Source organism: Aneurinibacillus sp. Ricciae_BoGa-3 (genome assembly GCF_028421645.1).
Lineage (GTDB): Bacteria > Bacillota > Bacilli > Aneurinibacillales > Aneurinibacillaceae > Aneurinibacillus_B.
Genome location: NZ_CP116887.1, coordinates 3619380 through 3634906 on the forward strand (window position 1 = coordinate 3619380; position 15527 = coordinate 3634906).

The window sequence follows — 15527 nt, forward strand, 5'->3', positions numbered from 1 at the left end:
ATGATGATATAAATATCCTTAAAGGAGGCTTATGCCATGTCCGTTAAACTTGCGATTGTTTATTACAGCACCACGGGGACCAATTATCAATTAGCTCAGTGGGCTGCTGAAGCTGGAAAACAAGCAGGTGCAGAAGTGAAAATTCTAAAAGTTCAAGAGCTTGCTCCTCTACCAGTTATTGAGGGAAATCCAGCTTGGAAGGCTCATGTTGATGCCACAAAAGATATTCCAATTGCTACACCTGATGATATTGTATGGGCAGATGCCATTATTTTCAGCACACCTACTCGTTTTGGAAATGTAGCTTCACAAATGAAGCAATTTTTAGATACCACCGGCGGAATTTGGTTCCAGGGCAAAACGGTTAACAAAGTAGTAAGTGCCATGACTTCTGCTCAAAACGCTCACGGTGGTCAAGAACAGACGATTCTTCAATTATATACAACCATGTACCATTGGGGTGCAATTGTTGTTGCTCCGGGTTATACAGACCCTCTTCTTTATGGGGCAGGAGGTAATCCCTACGGAACCAGTGTATCCGTTAGCCAAGACAATAAGATGGTTGGTGATGTTCAAGCTTTCCAAAATGCTGTGCATCATCAAACCAAACGTGTGGTCACAGTTGCAGAATGGGTTAAAAAAGGAAAGCAATAAACATGCGTGACGTATAAAGCTTGGCATTTTTAACGTAATGGACAGCAATTTTGCTGTCCAATTTTTCCTTTTGGTTTATGAACATTACTACCGAATAGATGAACAAAGAAAACCGGCTGCCGAAACAGCCATAGTGCACTATCGATTTCCGTTGAACAATGGATATCCGGTCTTTCAAAAATCCTCTTTATTTACCTTCTTCTGCAAAACGCTTAATTCTTTTCTCTATATCATCACGCACACGTTGGAATACAGCCCATTTTTCTTCTTTCGTACCGGTAGCTTTCGCAGGGTCGTGAAATCCCCAGTGGTCGCGTGTTACATGAGGAGGTGTCATCGGGCACTTATCACTCGCATCTCCACAAAGAGTCACAACGTAATATGCTTTATTCAACAACTCTGGGTCAATGATATCGGACGTTTGCTTGGAAATGTCGATCTCCTTAGTGATTTGAAGCATAATTTTGCCACAACTGCAACGATTTGCTTCAAAATACACGCGACAATAATATGGTTCAACAACAATATAACAATGAAGAGGTCAACTGAAAGTGGTTGACCTTTTTACTATATCCTGAATTCTAAGCTGATGAGTTCTTTGGCGATAAAAATATAGAAGTGCCTATTTTTGAGGTGGTCAACCCCATTACGTCCGATAACGTTAAAAAAACAAAAGCAGCCCATCTGGTTTCAGGTGGGCCGCTTTGCTGTGTCTAATAATTTTTTTCGGGTCTTTGTTGTTGTGGTTAGATATCAGTAACAATAGCCCATTAGAGTTCATATTTTGTCGAAGATAGTATTCAAAGTATTTGGTGTATTCACTCTTTACGCTTTTTCTGATTCTCTTCGTTCTGTCTTCCCTTTCAACTGCTGGTTACGCTACCGCAGAATGTATTAATTTAATAAACGGAGGCTGTAAAAATGGATGATTTCCAAAAAGATCTTCAAGGGTTGAATGTTGGCGAGTTCCAGTCGGGCCCAATGATTTCCTATGACACTGCCAGTACTGCAAGTAGTGATCAGGCTCGACAATTCGGTATGTGTTCTGGTATGTGTTCTGGTATGTGTTCTGGTATGTGTTCTGGTATGTGTTCTGGTATGTGTTCTGGTATGTGTTCTAATTGCTTTAACTGTGCCCGTTGCTTTAATTGTTTCCGTTGTTTTAATTGCTTTAATTGTTTCCGTTGTTCTAATTGCTTCAACTGTGCCCGTTGTTTCCGAGGAGAAGAGTAGACTTAGTTAATTTCTATTAACGTCCGAAAATGAGTTGATTGTAAACAAGGAAGGTCTCCAATGCGTTAGGAAAACTGCCTTGTTTTTTAAAGCCCGATAATATTACAAACTGTAAATTAAAGAAGGCGAAAACTTCTGGGTGAATGTCATCATATTATGTAAAGCTCCAACGAATGAAGACATAGACATTCACCCCAAAATTAAAGGACTCATACCACTTTTTATAGTGATAAGAGTCCTTTTTTGGGATTTGATAACATCGGACCCCCCTTTTTGAGACAGCCCAATTTTTTGTGTGAAATACTTTTAATAAAGTCTGATAATGCAATGTCATTATGTCTATTTAACAATGTGCACCCATCAGAACATTTATGCATATCTTATCCTGAAAAAATTTCATTTTAGGAGGCTCGTTCGTGTCCGATAGATTTGTTACACAATCGCTAGATGAAATTCGATTTTGGTCCCGTATTATGAAAGAACATTCGTTGTTTATTACCCTTGGTCTTCGTTGTGAGGATACTCAGCTCATAAATGAAGCCCAACAATTTTTTCGTATCTTTGAACAAATTGAGAGCCAATCGCATGCTTTTACCTTGGATACCGATCCCCAACAGATTGCACAATTTAATGCAGAGGTTTATAATGCCGTCTCCCATATTTGGGCTTACAAAAGAAAACTTCTTGGGCTTATTTTACAGTGCCGGTTGCCAGGAGCTAATTTATTCCCTCTACTTATCGACCATATAAGTAGAGAAGCAAACTTCTTCAGAAAGAGATTAACAGAGTTAAATCAAGGTCAATTAGAACCACTGCCAGATGCCATTATCGATGAAAATGTGTTTTTCCTACGTATTATGGCGGATCATGCGAAATTTATTGGCCACCTTCTGGATCCATCTGAGCGGAAGCTTGTTGAACAAGCTAAAGACTTCAGCCATGATTTTGATCAATTATTATTTCAAGCTAGGGATTTAGATTCTATGCGTCCACAATCACAAACTGCTCCTCTTCTTAGCCAGTTTCTTGACCAAAACAGGGTATCTGTAAAATCACTTCGTGATTTTAAAAAGACTGCCCGTGATTTAATTAACGAATGCCGTGTTAAAAGTATTATCCATCCATTGCTGGCCGACCATGTATTTCGTGAGGCCGAGAGGTTCTTAGCTATAATTGAGATGTTTGAAATGGCTCTAAAAGGAAAACGTTCTTTCGATGAATGCTAATAACGTGTGATAACATGCAAAATGTAAATAAGGCAGCACTTGGTTTATGTAAAAAAGACCGATTCTGACGTCTTGGATCGGTCTTTTTGCATTCCAACAAATTTCAAAACGGCGATTAATCAAAAACTCCAACATTTTATGTTAAAAACGTACATAACTATGGCACCCATTTCGCCAATATCAGCATAAAATTGTCGTTTACTTTTTTATTCGAATGTTATCCCCTATTCGCAGCCTTTCCTTGCCTTTACTATAGATAACATCACCGTCTATATAAATACCACTAACCCATTCTCCATTATAAAGCAGTTTTATTGCCATTCCATTGCTCAGCGAAACCATATGGGCGTCATGAATGTTGAGCGTAGCAGCACCATCGGAAGCTAGAAAAAATTTACCCTGAATATAGTTGTCCATACCTTTCCTCCTTTTTGCTACTTCTTACTATAAAGAAAACATATCGAAAAACTTGTAACATTCTGTCGCAAGTTTTAATTTTCTAAAATAATGATATTTCCAATTATTGGTTATCATGTGATCGAATATGAAATGGAGGGGATTTTATGGAACTTGAAACTTTAATCTTTGGCTTTATCGCAAGTAAAAAGCAAAAGCCTGAAACGGTTAATGAATTATTGGATTTTGCTCAGAGGTGTTACATCAATAATGAATTATCAATTTCACAGTATCGCTCCTTACTCCAGCAATTAACGGCCCGTGGTGCAAACAAACCCGCATGCTCTAGTGATGGGCACAGGTTATTTACGTTAGAAAATTCCGGTTCCTAACCTCTACCAATCTAAATTTCATTTACTGGAGTTAATCGAAAAAATTAGAGGGGAAGGAATGAGCTGAAATGATGCAGATTTAATTCAACAAACTGACCGTTTTTTCATTAATTTGAACAACAAGAAAAACTGGCACATCATACACCCGATAGTGTTCAGGCTGTTAGAAGGTTAAATGAGGATAGCAGCAACTGGTATACGGTTTCAGAAACTTTAAAAGGAATCTTTTAATTAGCTCTTTCACAAGAAGCCGACTTACCCCATCATCGGTAAAATGAATAAAGACAGTGAAAATACAACAACGGAGTTAAGAAACTTTAAAAAGACAGGGTGGGAATTAATTAAAGCCTGCCAAATTAAAAATGTGATCAATCCCCTTTTAGCCGACCATGTTGTTAGAGAGGCAGAACATTTCTTGTTCATGATTCATGTGTTAGAACAACGGTTGAAGGGCAAGCAAAGAGAAAGTGAGTAAAGTATTTGTTGAGCACAAAATCGATTTACTTATGTGTGTTTTAAGCGGCATTTACATGAAAGCTCTGTTAAAAACTATGTTCATTTTTCATAAACCCTTGTTTCAATAAAAGAAGCCAATCGAGAATGTGGATTGGCTCCATTGGTTCGCTTTTCTTGTTTATCCCATTCCACAACTGTAGCTGTACGTTTAATTATTGTTTTAGAGCTGCTTGAACATATTAATCAGTTTTCGCTCCTGACCTACAGTAACACCTTGTAGCATATGGGTTAGCACCTCCTGCACATGTAGCAGAATCAGAAAAACCACCTGTAACCATTCCAATGATACATGGCTAGAGTTACCTCTTTTCGACTCTCCCATCTGAATGGCGGGCAAACCTACCCGCACCACGCTCATTCACGTGTTCAAAACTACCCCATTCCCAGCCTCCGAATTGTGTTCTTCGATATTCGTTAAAAGCATCATGAATTTCCTGTTCTGTGTTCATGACAAATGGTCCATATTGTGCGACAGGTTCATTAATCGGTTCACCTTCAAGAACCAGCATATAAGCATCTTTCGTTCCGTTCGTAATCTCGATATCTTGATCACCCATTAACTTTACACGGTGAGAATCTCCAATTAATGTTCCATCTATACGAATTTCATTTCCTTCATAATAATATAAATTTCTGTTCAATGTGGCCGATACAGCAGGTAGAGTGAAATTGGCTTTTGGTTCCATCCTAATAAGATAAATTCCCACATGATGATTTCGGTCATTTGCCCAAGAAGACTTGGTTGACTCTAAACTGTTTTTCCCCTGTAAATTCCCCGCTACCAGCTTTACAGTGGTTTTCGCCCCCTCTGAATTAATTGACTGTATTTCTGGGTTGTCTTCAGCCCAAAGCATCTTAAATTCTGGCTCAGCAAATTTATTCTTTGATGCGAGGTTTAGCCAAATTTGAAAAAGCTCTAGCGGGTTTTCTCTATCCTGATGTATAAGTGGGAACATTTCACTATGCTGACAACCCTCACCTGTTGTGAGCCATTGTACATCCCCATTCCCATAGCGTCCTGCTGCTCCAGTAGAATCAAAATGATCTACAAAACCTTCTACAACGAGTGTTACTGTTTCAAACCCACAATGAGGATGGGCAGGAAACCCTGGAACGGTTGTTCCGTGATACATTCTAAAGCCATCCTTCAATGCAAAATCTTCACCGAGATTCCTGCCTTCCAATGAGGCATTAAGTCCCTGCTTTTCATTTCCTGGAGGATAATCATCTTTATGATGCATAGTTACGAGAAATGGATCTTCAGCCTGCCATTGAAAACCCAACTTTTGTATTCCAAGAATGTTGTTATTTGCCATAAAACTTTCTCCCCTTCACAGTTATTAAATGTGCACTAATTTTTCACTTCATTTCAGGCTGTTAAAAGAAAGCCAATCGAATTCAACAGATTTGTTAGTGACGGTATACTATTGTCTCTACTTATTGTGATTCCCGTGAAGATTCCCATGCAAATACTGCTACACCAACGAGCATCAACAATCCGCCGCCAATAACTTTAATTGTTAATGACTCGCCTAACAGCAAGATAGCACCAATAACGCCCCACAGCATGGAAGTGGAGGAAATCAAACCAGTACGCCCAGCACCTATATACCCCATAGCAATATAAAATAAAGCTAACGATAATCCTAGTGAAAATGCCCCACTTGCTAAAATTCCAGGTACGAGATGCCAAGAGATGGTAATAGGTTCGCCAGATGCAAGGGCTAAGATTCCCATAATAATGCCAGCTACAAGTGCTTTTAAACAAACCAATGTAGCTGGAGGAATATCTTCTCCAAGCACTCGGCCTAAGTTGTTTTCGGTTGCCCAACCTACATATCCTAAAGCAATCAAAAGATTTCCTAGTGCATTGGTAGATAGGAGGCTATTGCCAGACCAAGAGAGCCAGATTCCTCCTGAGAGGATTGCGATACTTGCCCAAAGCGTTTTCCCTGTCATTGCTTCCTTAAAGAAAACAAACGCTAAAAATGCGGTAAAAACAGATTCGGTGTTAATTAACAATACACCTTCTACACCCGATGTTAGTTGAAGCCCTATAAAATAAAGACTCGGTCCAACAACCGAACCGGCCAAAAGCCATCCAATAGTCACAAGCGGTTTTTTAAATTTTAGTCCTCTGTAATGTAATGCCCAGGGCAACAAAGCAATGCCAGCTGCGAAATATGTCCAGGCTCCTGCTGTTAATGCAGGAACATTTTCTACCAGCAACCACTTGTTTAAGACGGTGAAAAGTCCGACTAAAGCAGCGGATCCAAGAGCCATAATATAGCCAATCCAAGCACGTTTCTGTTTCAAGGTAATCACCTCATTTATTTGTAAGTTGCAAGTGTGCAACTCACAAACTCTGATACAGTGTTTTTAATTTAGTATCCACAATTGTCTCGGAGATGCTGTGATCCATATGTTATTGTAATACAATCTTAGCACCATTTCGAAGTCCTGCTTCTGTATCATCAACGTACTGTACCTTGTTCCGATATTTATTTAATCCAATTCATTGCTTCCATGTCCTTATCCCCCACAAGAAGGATATTTATTCATAAATAGGGACTGGTATATGGCAAGTAAAAAGTCAAGTCGAAGTGACCCAGAATAAATCCTGACTTCCGCCAACTGAAAAACATCGGGAATTGGTACTTTGAATATACAATATGCCTTCATGAGCCGCCTCTAATCGTATCAATCTTATTTCTTTTTACGACGTGCAATGTATTTTGTTTTACATTAATCCCCTTTAACTGTTCAATAGGTAAATACCCATAGTGGAGTAAACTACTCTTAATCACATCATTACAAAATTTGATTGGAGTCAAATCATAATTGACTTTTGAAACATTTTTATTTACAATGTATCTGTAAGTTAGTTGATACAACAACATAATTAATAAATAAAGTTGATATATCAACATATTTTATTAATTATATTTTTTAAGCCCAATTAAGAAAGGGTGGTAGATTACTATGGCTATAAATCCAGTAATTGTTCATGCCATTATTAATGGTGATTACGTACCAACAGAAAAAACATATCCTAGGGAAAATCCAGCCAATCCATCTGAAATTGTGGGGTATGGACCTCTGAATACAAGGGAGGAAACCATTCGAGCCATCGACGCCGCAGAAAAAGCTTTTCATACATGGAAAAATACAACATTCGACGAAAGAATCGAGCGGATGCAACGAGCGATTCAAAAATTAAAAGATAAAACTCCAGAGCTGTCTCAGATTCTTTCGCGTGAACATGGAAAACCTTTTTATGATGCAAAAGGTGAATTTGCTGTCTCTCTCATGTGGATGGAATATACATGCAATACAGTGAAGGACGTACTTAAAGACAACATCAAAGAGCACGAAAACGGCAGAACGATTATCACTAGCGATCCAATCGGCGTTGTGTCTGCCATCACGCCTTGGAATTACCCGATATCCCTTTCTACCATCAAGATTGCTCCCGCTCTCTTAGCCGGTAATACGATGGTGTTCAAACCAAGTCCATTCGCTCCCCTTGCTGTTAGCCTTGTAGCGAAAATTATTGCAGATGAATTTCCTCCAGGTGTACTTAATATGGTTCATGGAGAGGCTGAAGTGGGGATAGAATTAACAACCAATCCAAAAGTCGCTAAAATTGCATTCACAGGTGGTACAAAGACGGCTACATCAATTATGAAGTCGGCTTCAGACACCATTAAAAACATGACATTAGAGTTAGGAGGAAACGATGCTGCTATTTTTCTTTCCGATTTTGATGTAAATGATGAACGAGCAATGAGACGAATGGTGATCTCGAATTATTCGCGGAAAATCTTCCCTATTATGATACAGACATGATAAATGGCATGTTTAAGCTTGGGAAAGGCTTAGAGCTTACACCGGAAGAAAAGAAAGCTACTGATATTGTTACTAAATACCTGGAACAATTTCTTGAAGCTGATAAAGTGGTATTCGCGTTCCTTGTGGAATTTGACCATTCCAGCTGTACTCCATACGTATATTGATTATTTAAACCAGGCAGGTAAAACATTCAGATATACTCCTGAAGGTGCTGTTGGTCTGGTTACTGACAAGAAAATTGCTTTCTTAAATGCTAGAGGCGGGGTGTATTCCGAAGGGCCAGCAGCTTCTATGGAAATGGCCGTTAATTACATGACAAATATGTTCACCTTCTTCGGGTAAAGGACTTCACAAAAGTTATCGTAGAAGGACACGCCCAAACCCCTGATAAAGCGGAAGAGATTATCGAAGAAGGCATCCGAAGAACAACTACTGAGGCGACTCACTTCTGATTTGCGGCGAAGTGTCAAAAGTTCTGATCTTGGAATAATATTAAATTAATAAATTAAAAAGGTGAAAAAAATGATTAATCTTGGACTTTTAATTATCCGTTTAGTTGTAGGGCTAACCTTTGCAGGACACGGTACACAAAAATTGTTTGGATGGTTTGGAGGTGCCGGTTTAAAGGGTACCGCAGGGTGGTTGGAATCCATTGGTGCAAAACCCGGTATGCTGATGGCCGTCCTTGCAGGAGCAGGTGAGCTCATAGGTGGACTTTTGTTTGCAGCAGGCGTTTTAACCCCAATTGGAGCCGCTCTGATCGTTATCACAATGCTCGTTTCCATCTTTACCGTACATGGTAAAAACGGATACTGGGCAACAGAAGGTGGATTTGAGTACAATCTTGTCTTAATTGCTGTCGCAGTTGGTATAACGTTGGTTGGCCCCGGTTCATATGTTCTTTTCTAATTAATATTATGCTCCATATATCGCAACCTGTTTAATAAGCTATCTTAGTGCAAATAGCTATTTATTACGGTCAAAAGGGAAAAATGAATCACAACTCATTTTTCCCTTTTTTGTTAACTGATTGCTTCCTAGTTATGTAAAGCGTCAAAAGCATAACTTTTGAATTTAGACAAATTTGAATTAGGTCCTCGGTGCCCAGAGTATGATGGAAACACCAATAAGACAAATTATTGAACCAACCCAGTCATAAAGGTCTGGTGTCTTCTTTTCGATTCCCCATCCCCATAACACCGACAACATAATAAATACCCCCCCATAGGCAGCGTACACTCTTCCAAAAGACGGAAAAGTCTGCATGGTAGGAATAACCCCATATATGACAAGAAAAAGGCTGCCCAAAATGCCTAACCAGTATGAAGCTCCTTCACGCAACCAGAGCCATACTAGATAACCGCCCCCTATTTCAGCAAGACCAGCAAGTATAAAAAGAAGAATGGATTTTATCATTTTCCTTTCGCTTCCTTTCTGAACTAGTTTAAATAATAACAGACCATTTTTTCGATACTGTTGATTATGACATAAGCATAATATAACAAAGCAGCCAATCTAGCTGTTTATTTTTACTTGGTTTTTAGAATAACCCGGAAAAGAGTGCCTTCCAGTTTAACTTGTACAAAATTGAGGTTTATCCCCCTTCAAAATAAGGAACATTTACAATAAGTCATGATACATTCATGATGATTTCATGAAAAGAGTACCAAAAGGAGGAATGAGATTGATGGTATTATCTTTAGGTGCTAAAGTACCTGACTTTTCACTACCGAGTACGTCTGTGGACCAGTTTACATTTGAAAATTATCGTGGGAATCAGGTTGGCTGGCATTTGATTGCGGTCTTGGTGACCCGTCTGTCTCGAAGACCTCCAAGGTTTGGAGGAAAGTAAAGGCTTTTTTGAAAGCAGAAATGTACACATTGTAGCCATATCAACAGACAACCTTGACAATTTAAAGAAGATGGTTAGAGAAAAAGAACTGAGTTTTTCCGTCTTGTGTGATGAACAATTAAAGGCACTAACAGCATATGATGTTTTTTACCATGGCAAGGACGCTCCATATGAAGATCACGCCACACATGGAGAACCTGCATATTTTCTAGTAGACGAAATGGACAATTGCTCTATATGCAAAAGCAAACAAGCCCATTTGGACGTCCCTCCGTAGTCGAATGTCTTTTTATTCATGGTCACTCCTTCAAGTGCGGTGTTTGATTTACACTATTTTCTAAAGTCTTGTGGATTACGGTATGAACCGTACTCAAACCATTCAAAACAGAAGAAAGCTGGCTTTCTAAGCATTGGTAAAACATTGTTCGCTTACTATAACAGCCATACTTCCTATATCCGCCGCTTTTTTTTGATGATACTAATTTATGTGGATCCATAGGGGCAAGTGTTAGGCAATTGTCTTGTTACCATACAACTTACTCGCCAATGGCCACCAAATTTGGAGCCACCTTTTGTTCACCACTTTGCATATTGGTCGGTTTTGAATAGCCCACGGAACTTTTTCGTAACTCCTGGCGAGCACACACTTACCTATAGGGTTTGTCCATTTGAGGTAGGTGAAAAAGGTCGCCTAGCGACCTTTTTTATTTAACAACCCCTGCCGCACGAACACACAATAATCACTAAGAGAATAAAGAGAACCAGAATGACCCCAATTTCTTCACCAAAACGATCCATCCGTATCGCCTCCCTTGTAATTGTTCATGATAAAGTACGTAATTATGGAGACATATGTCCTAGACATTTGCCTGTTTTCCCGGCCCAGACAAACGTAAAAAACCGCCTTAAGATTGTCTGAAGGCAAGCTTAAGGCGGTTATCAAGGGAGATGCGGGAAAAAGCCCGTTGACAATTCCTGAAAAAACGAACCTCCCATAGCAATTTTCTCATAACCTAGACATTAGAGAACTGCTATGGATTCTATTCATGCATTTTTTGTGACGGCATTTCACAAATGCTCAGTCAAAAAAGGGTTGAGCTTACTTTGATTAATCAGGTGCATGTAATCGAATGTCTCAGCAAAGTCACCCCGTTCAATGCGATCATGGTCCTTATTCATAGCTATCACAGCTGCTCGACGTACTAAATGCAGGATTGGACCGGCCACTCCATCAGTTGCGTAATAAATCCTTTTACTAACATCCTCTTCTGCCAGCAGTGACGATTCTATAAAAGGCAATCTCATGTCTAGTTCAGACAGCAACTCCCTGAATTGATTTAGACCTTCCGCACTGTCATAGGAGTAAGGCTTTAGTTCATGTTGTATCGAAAACCGCCTTTTCAACTGCTCATTGCTGTTGATAATGTTTTTCGACTGATTTAGACCGAATAACACAAACGGCAGTGAAGTTTCATTTATTATCGTTCTGATCCAGTCAACCACTTCATATACGACACGTCCCCTATTTGGGTCCACACACCCTTCGAATTCATCCAATATCACTAATTCAACCTTCAAGTTTATCAACTCAATTACCCGATCGGTGCTTATGCGAATGCTTGAGAATTGGGGATCTGGTTCACCTAATTCCCTGAGAAATTTTTCTGCTATAGATTGAACGGTTGCTGGCAATGGAACTCGCGTATTCAGAATTACCCCTTGTGGCTTATTATGTTGCTGCACATAATAATTGATAAAGTGTGTTTTCCCTGACCCAGATGGACCTGTGACAAGCATACAATCTGGAGAAGAGGACATTTTGGAATATGTTCTGCATTGTTCGATCTGTTGTAGTAAGCATGAGTTATTGGATATTCAGTAACTCATGCTTAGTAAAATTTTTTCAATTGAATCAATTTCATAACTCAAATCCTTTGAACCGTAAGGTTCAATGGGCATGAAAAAAAGGAGTACCTCCCCAAATCTCGAATAGAGTAGTTGCTCAGACAACTCAATGAGAAAGGTGGTCTCCTCATGTACTCTATTCGTCAAGGTCATTTGAAATTTGCGTTTCCATGGACGGTCTACCGCACTCTTTTCCTGATTCACTTTAAGCTTGAGTGTTTCTTCAATAAAGTTGGTCACCGATGCTTTCACCCGTTCTCCCGCTTTACGTGTACGAACGTAAATATTACAGTCGTCTGCATAGCGGACAAACTTGTGTCCTCGCTTCTCCAGTTCCTTATCCAGTTCATCTAATACGATGTTGGAAAGCAACGGACTTAGTGGACCACCTTGCGGCGTGCCCTCTTCCGAATCTCTGACAACTCCATGTATCATGACACCCGCTTGAAGAAATCGACGAATCAAGAGAAGAACCGTTTTATCTTCTACTTTCTCCGCTACCTTCCTCATCAACCGATCATGATTCACTTTGTCGAAGAATTTCTCTTTAGCGATATAAGATAGACCCATAGGATCATCCCTAGACAAGATCGTGAGATCTTGTAAACTAACTTCAGAGAGGTACACATCTTATGGAATCTATCATCGAGGATTATCGAGAATATCAAACCATTATTCGAGGATATACGCCAAAAGTGGTGAAAGCTACTTGGCGGGAACTCAAAAAGCTAGCTCAATATCTGGAGAACTTATCCATCAACTTTCAAAACGTTCAACTCGTTCACCTGGAGAACTACTGTATTGAACGTACAGAAAGTAAATCTCTTGGATACCGAAATGTAATCATTAGTCAACTTCGTTCTTTTTTTAATTATTTAGTGCAGCAAGAATTACGTTTAGAAAATCCTGCTCGTCATCTAAGGTATACGAATCTAGATCTTTATCAATCCTTACCTGAGATCGCTTCAATAGAGGAAATTCAAGATTGCCTAAAGGAATTAAAAAGGCAAATCGACAGTTGTTTGAGCCGTCGTCAATTCGACCCTATCCGAAAGCGTAATCTGGCCTTATTTGCTCTTTTGTATGCCTCCGGCATTCGAGCTGGAGAAGCAGCAAACTTACAGATCAGAGATATTCTATGGGAAGAACAAGTTCTCATCATTCGAGAAGGAAAAGGGCGAAAAGAACGGCGAGTTCCCGTCGTTAATGAGATATTAGAATTACTTCAGATTTATTTAGCTACGCGTAATGATCTTGAACCTAACGCACCGCTATTCTTAACCTGGCGGAAAGAAGCGATGGACAACAACTTAATAGGTGCTACCTTTAGGAAATATCATGAGATGTGGGAAAAATCCCTTCGCCCCCATCAACTACGCCATATTTGTGCAAGTCATCTGTATCAACAAGGAGGCAATATCGTACAAATCAAAGACTGGTTAGGCCATAAACGGCTGACAACAACCCTTCATTATACTCGGATTCAAAACCCAGAGATAGAAGCAACACTGGAGTCACACCCTATCAACGAAATGTCTTGTTCATCAAAACCCAAGTTGGAAATTGTTAACGTATCTAGCCAAAATAAACCACTACGTCGAAAATATACGATGACTCCCATAGCTGAACCTCTTACAGGAAAATTAGCAGAACAAATTCAAGAATTCCTTCGAACTGCAGAGGGTATGAAGAAATATTCGAAGGGTACGTTAAAGGAATTTCGTTTTAGTCTTACTCGATTTGCCGTAGGCTGTCCACATTGTCTGGAGAAAGGAATTGAGGTGTTACGTGCCGTAGACATCATTCGCTGGCTTAGTGCTCGTAGACAAGCCGGAATCTCTCCTTGTACGATAGACAAAAATCTATCCCACCTTCGCTCATTTATGGCTTACGCCATAGACCGTGGCTGGAGAACTGAAAATCCGATGGAGGCACTTAAAATGGTACCCAAACAACCGAAAGAACAAACCTATTTAACGGAAGAAGAGATGCTACGTATACTTTCTGCACCTGATCGCTCAACTAACCAAGGTTTTACGGACTTTATTACTCTTTTGGTACTCTATGCAACAGGGCTCCGTGTCGGAGAACTGAGTGCTCTAAACATCGAAGATGTGGACCTAAAAGAAGGCTGGATTCATGTACGAGAAGGAAAATCAGGTGATCGTCAAACAGCTATTCCTAAAGCAGCTATTGGCGACTTAAAAAAGTATGTTGGACTCTATCGCAAAGCCAAATCGGGCCCTTTCCTATTGAATCAAAAAGGAACTCGTATTAAACCATGGACCATAACAAGGCGTATACGAAAATATTCCGAAGCTGCTCATATTGAAAAGCCTGTTAGCCCTCATACCATTCGTCATACTTTTACGGCTCATCTTATCCAACGAGGTGGAAGAGTAGAAGTCATAGCTAAAGCACTTGGACATAAGTCATTAAAAGAAACCACCCCCTATGCTCACGCCGATTTCGAGGATATCAGAAAAGCCGTTAGCCTACTTCGCAGAAATATTCCACCCGTGTCAGGAGAGAAAAAGCATGAATAATGAAGCCATTCTTAGAGAATTTCTCGACTATACCCAATTTGTTCGAGGTTGTCGTCCTAAAACCGCCGATGCCTACGCCATCGATATGAAAGTTTGGCAAACATTTTGTAGAAATGACTACCCACAAATGGACAATCCCTCCAAAGCTAAAATGGTTGTGGATTATATCCGCTACCTTCGTGTTGACCGTAAGAATGGTTCTTCTGCTGTGCAACGTAAATTGGCCACCCTTTCAGCATTTATCGACTATCTCATTCTTATGGAGATAATAACTCCTAAACAAGATGAACGAAAAAAATGGCCGAAACTTCTCGATACACCGGAACGACTTCCAGTGGTCTTAGAAAACAAAGAAATTCAACAGATACTCACCCAACCAGACACCACAACTATTTTAGGCCGCCGTGACCGGGCAATCCTTACTTTGATCTACTCAGTTGGACTACGAGTAAGTGAAATCTGCTCCCTCCAGCTACGTAATGTCCATTGGGAAGAGAAACGAATTCTGATTCAAGGAAAGGGGGGACGGGAGCGATATGTACCACTGGATTCAATCGTTGAAGACGTCATTAAGGATTACCTCACTTCTAGAACTAGCACTATTTCTGAGCTCTTTGTCAGCAAAAAGGGAGGTGCGCTAACTTCTCGAGCTATTCAGTTTATGGTTAAGAAATATGCGGCACGAGCTGGTATCGATAAGAAAGTCACTCCCCATAAATTGCGACATACATGTGCTACTCACCTTTTGCAAGAAGGCGCTCATTTAGTGGCCATTCAAAAATTATTAGGCCATAAGAGCCTAAATACGACTCAAATTTATCTACACATCACCATTACAGACTTAAAACAACTTTCTCAACGCCATCCGATGCGTAAAATGCGTACTGTCATAGGCTTATGCGGTAAACCAGTAACTTGTTTTCAAGCACCTTACGGTGCCCGAACGGGTACGTAA

At 39.9% G+C, this 15527-nt stretch carries 12 protein-coding genes and 5 pseudogenes; 10 read left to right on the forward strand and 7 right to left on the reverse strand.

What is annotated here, in order from left to right:
- Positions 1 to 36 precede the first annotated feature (36 nt).
- Positions 37 to 654 (forward strand): NAD(P)H:quinone oxidoreductase, encoded by a 618-nt coding sequence (gene wrbA, locus PP175_RS18330; protein WP_272439724.1) that lies wholly within the window; start codon positions 37 to 39, stop codon positions 652 to 654.
- A gap of 187 nt (positions 655 to 841) precedes the next feature.
- Here the strand turns inward: wrbA and PP175_RS18335 are convergent.
- Positions 842 to 1096: pseudogene (locus tag PP175_RS18335) on the reverse strand (arsenate reductase); the annotation flags it as partial.
- A gap of 1207 nt (positions 1097 to 2303) precedes the next feature.
- Here PP175_RS18335 and PP175_RS18340 point away from each other — a divergent pair.
- On the forward strand, positions 2304 to 3113 hold the full coding sequence (locus PP175_RS18340) for a DUF2935 domain-containing protein (protein WP_272439725.1): 810 nt from the start codon (positions 2304 to 2306) through the stop codon (positions 3111 to 3113).
- A 198-nt stretch (positions 3114 to 3311) separates the two neighbouring features.
- Here PP175_RS18340 and PP175_RS18345 read toward each other — a convergent pair whose 3' ends face one another.
- Positions 3312 to 3530, reverse strand: a complete 219-nt coding sequence (locus PP175_RS18345) for a hypothetical protein (protein WP_272439687.1) — start codon at positions 3528 to 3530, stop codon at positions 3312 to 3314.
- 146 nt (positions 3531 to 3676) lie between these two features.
- On the opposite strand from PP175_RS18345, the gene yppF reads away from it, so the two are divergent.
- Both yppF and PP175_RS18355 read left to right on the forward strand, forming a co-directional pair.
- A complete protein-coding gene (yppF, locus tag PP175_RS18350) occupies positions 3677 to 3901 on the forward strand; it encodes a YppF family protein (RefSeq protein WP_272439726.1) in 225 nt (74 codons plus the stop codon).
- A 67-nt stretch (positions 3902 to 3968) separates the two neighbouring features.
- A pseudogene (locus PP175_RS18355) lies at positions 3969 to 4376 on the forward strand (DUF2935 domain-containing protein); the annotation flags it as partial.
- 340 nt (positions 4377 to 4716) lie between these two features.
- Here PP175_RS18355 and PP175_RS18360 read toward each other — a convergent pair.
- The gene (locus PP175_RS18360; protein ID WP_272439727.1) at positions 4717 to 5733 is read right to left on the reverse strand and encodes a pirin family protein; all 1017 of its coding nucleotides are present in this window, start codon (positions 5731 to 5733) and stop codon (positions 4717 to 4719) included.
- Between the two features lie 121 nt (positions 5734 to 5854).
- A complete protein-coding gene (locus tag PP175_RS18365; RefSeq protein ID WP_272439728.1) occupies positions 5855 to 6733 on the reverse strand; it encodes a DMT family transporter in 879 nt (292 codons plus the stop codon).
- A 666-nt stretch (positions 6734 to 7399) separates the two neighbouring features.
- Between PP175_RS18365 and PP175_RS18370 the strand changes: the two are divergent.
- From PP175_RS18370 to PP175_RS18380, 3 genes and pseudogenes are all read left to right on the forward strand, one after another.
- Positions 7400 to 8230: pseudogene (locus PP175_RS18370) on the forward strand (aldehyde dehydrogenase family protein); the annotation flags it as partial.
- A pseudogene (locus tag PP175_RS18375) lies at positions 8203 to 8721 on the forward strand (FMN-dependent NADH-azoreductase); the annotation flags it as partial. The pseudogenes PP175_RS18370 and PP175_RS18375, both read left to right, overlap by 28 nt.
- A gap of 70 nt (positions 8722 to 8791) precedes the next feature.
- The gene (locus tag PP175_RS18380; RefSeq protein WP_272439729.1) at positions 8792 to 9178 is read left to right on the forward strand and encodes a DoxX family protein; all 387 of its coding nucleotides are present in this window, start codon (positions 8792 to 8794) and stop codon (positions 9176 to 9178) included.
- Positions 9179 to 9358: 180 nt separating this feature from the next.
- Here PP175_RS18380 and PP175_RS18385 read toward each other — a convergent pair whose 3' ends face one another.
- Positions 9359 to 9685, reverse strand: a complete 327-nt coding sequence (locus tag PP175_RS18385; RefSeq protein ID WP_272439730.1) for a YnfA family protein — start codon at positions 9683 to 9685, stop codon at positions 9359 to 9361.
- A 422-nt stretch (positions 9686 to 10107) separates the two neighbouring features.
- On the opposite strand from PP175_RS18385, the gene PP175_RS18390 reads away from it, so the two are divergent.
- Positions 10108 to 10398 (forward strand): peroxiredoxin family protein, encoded by a 291-nt coding sequence (locus PP175_RS18390; RefSeq protein WP_272439731.1) that lies wholly within the window; start codon positions 10108 to 10110, stop codon positions 10396 to 10398.
- A gap of 791 nt (positions 10399 to 11189) precedes the next feature.
- Here the strand turns inward: PP175_RS18390 and PP175_RS18395 are convergent.
- Both PP175_RS18395 and PP175_RS18400 read right to left on the reverse strand, forming a co-directional pair.
- Entirely contained in the window at positions 11190 to 11996 is an 807-nt protein-coding gene (locus PP175_RS18395) for a TniB family NTP-binding protein (RefSeq protein WP_334314221.1), read from the reverse strand.
- Between the two features lie 186 nt (positions 11997 to 12182).
- A pseudogene (locus PP175_RS18400) lies at positions 12183 to 12572 on the reverse strand (reverse transcriptase domain-containing protein); the annotation flags it as partial.
- 86 nt (positions 12573 to 12658) lie between these two features.
- On the opposite strand from PP175_RS18400, the gene PP175_RS18405 reads away from it, so the two are divergent.
- On the forward strand, positions 12659 to 14572 hold the full coding sequence (locus tag PP175_RS18405) for a tyrosine-type recombinase/integrase (RefSeq protein WP_272439478.1): 1914 nt from the start codon (positions 12659 to 12661) through the stop codon (positions 14570 to 14572).
- Positions 14565 to 15527 (forward strand): site-specific tyrosine recombinase/integron integrase, encoded by a 963-nt coding sequence (xerA, locus tag PP175_RS18410; protein WP_272439344.1) that lies wholly within the window; start codon positions 14565 to 14567, stop codon positions 15525 to 15527. The genes PP175_RS18405 and xerA overlap by 8 nt, the downstream gene beginning before the upstream one ends.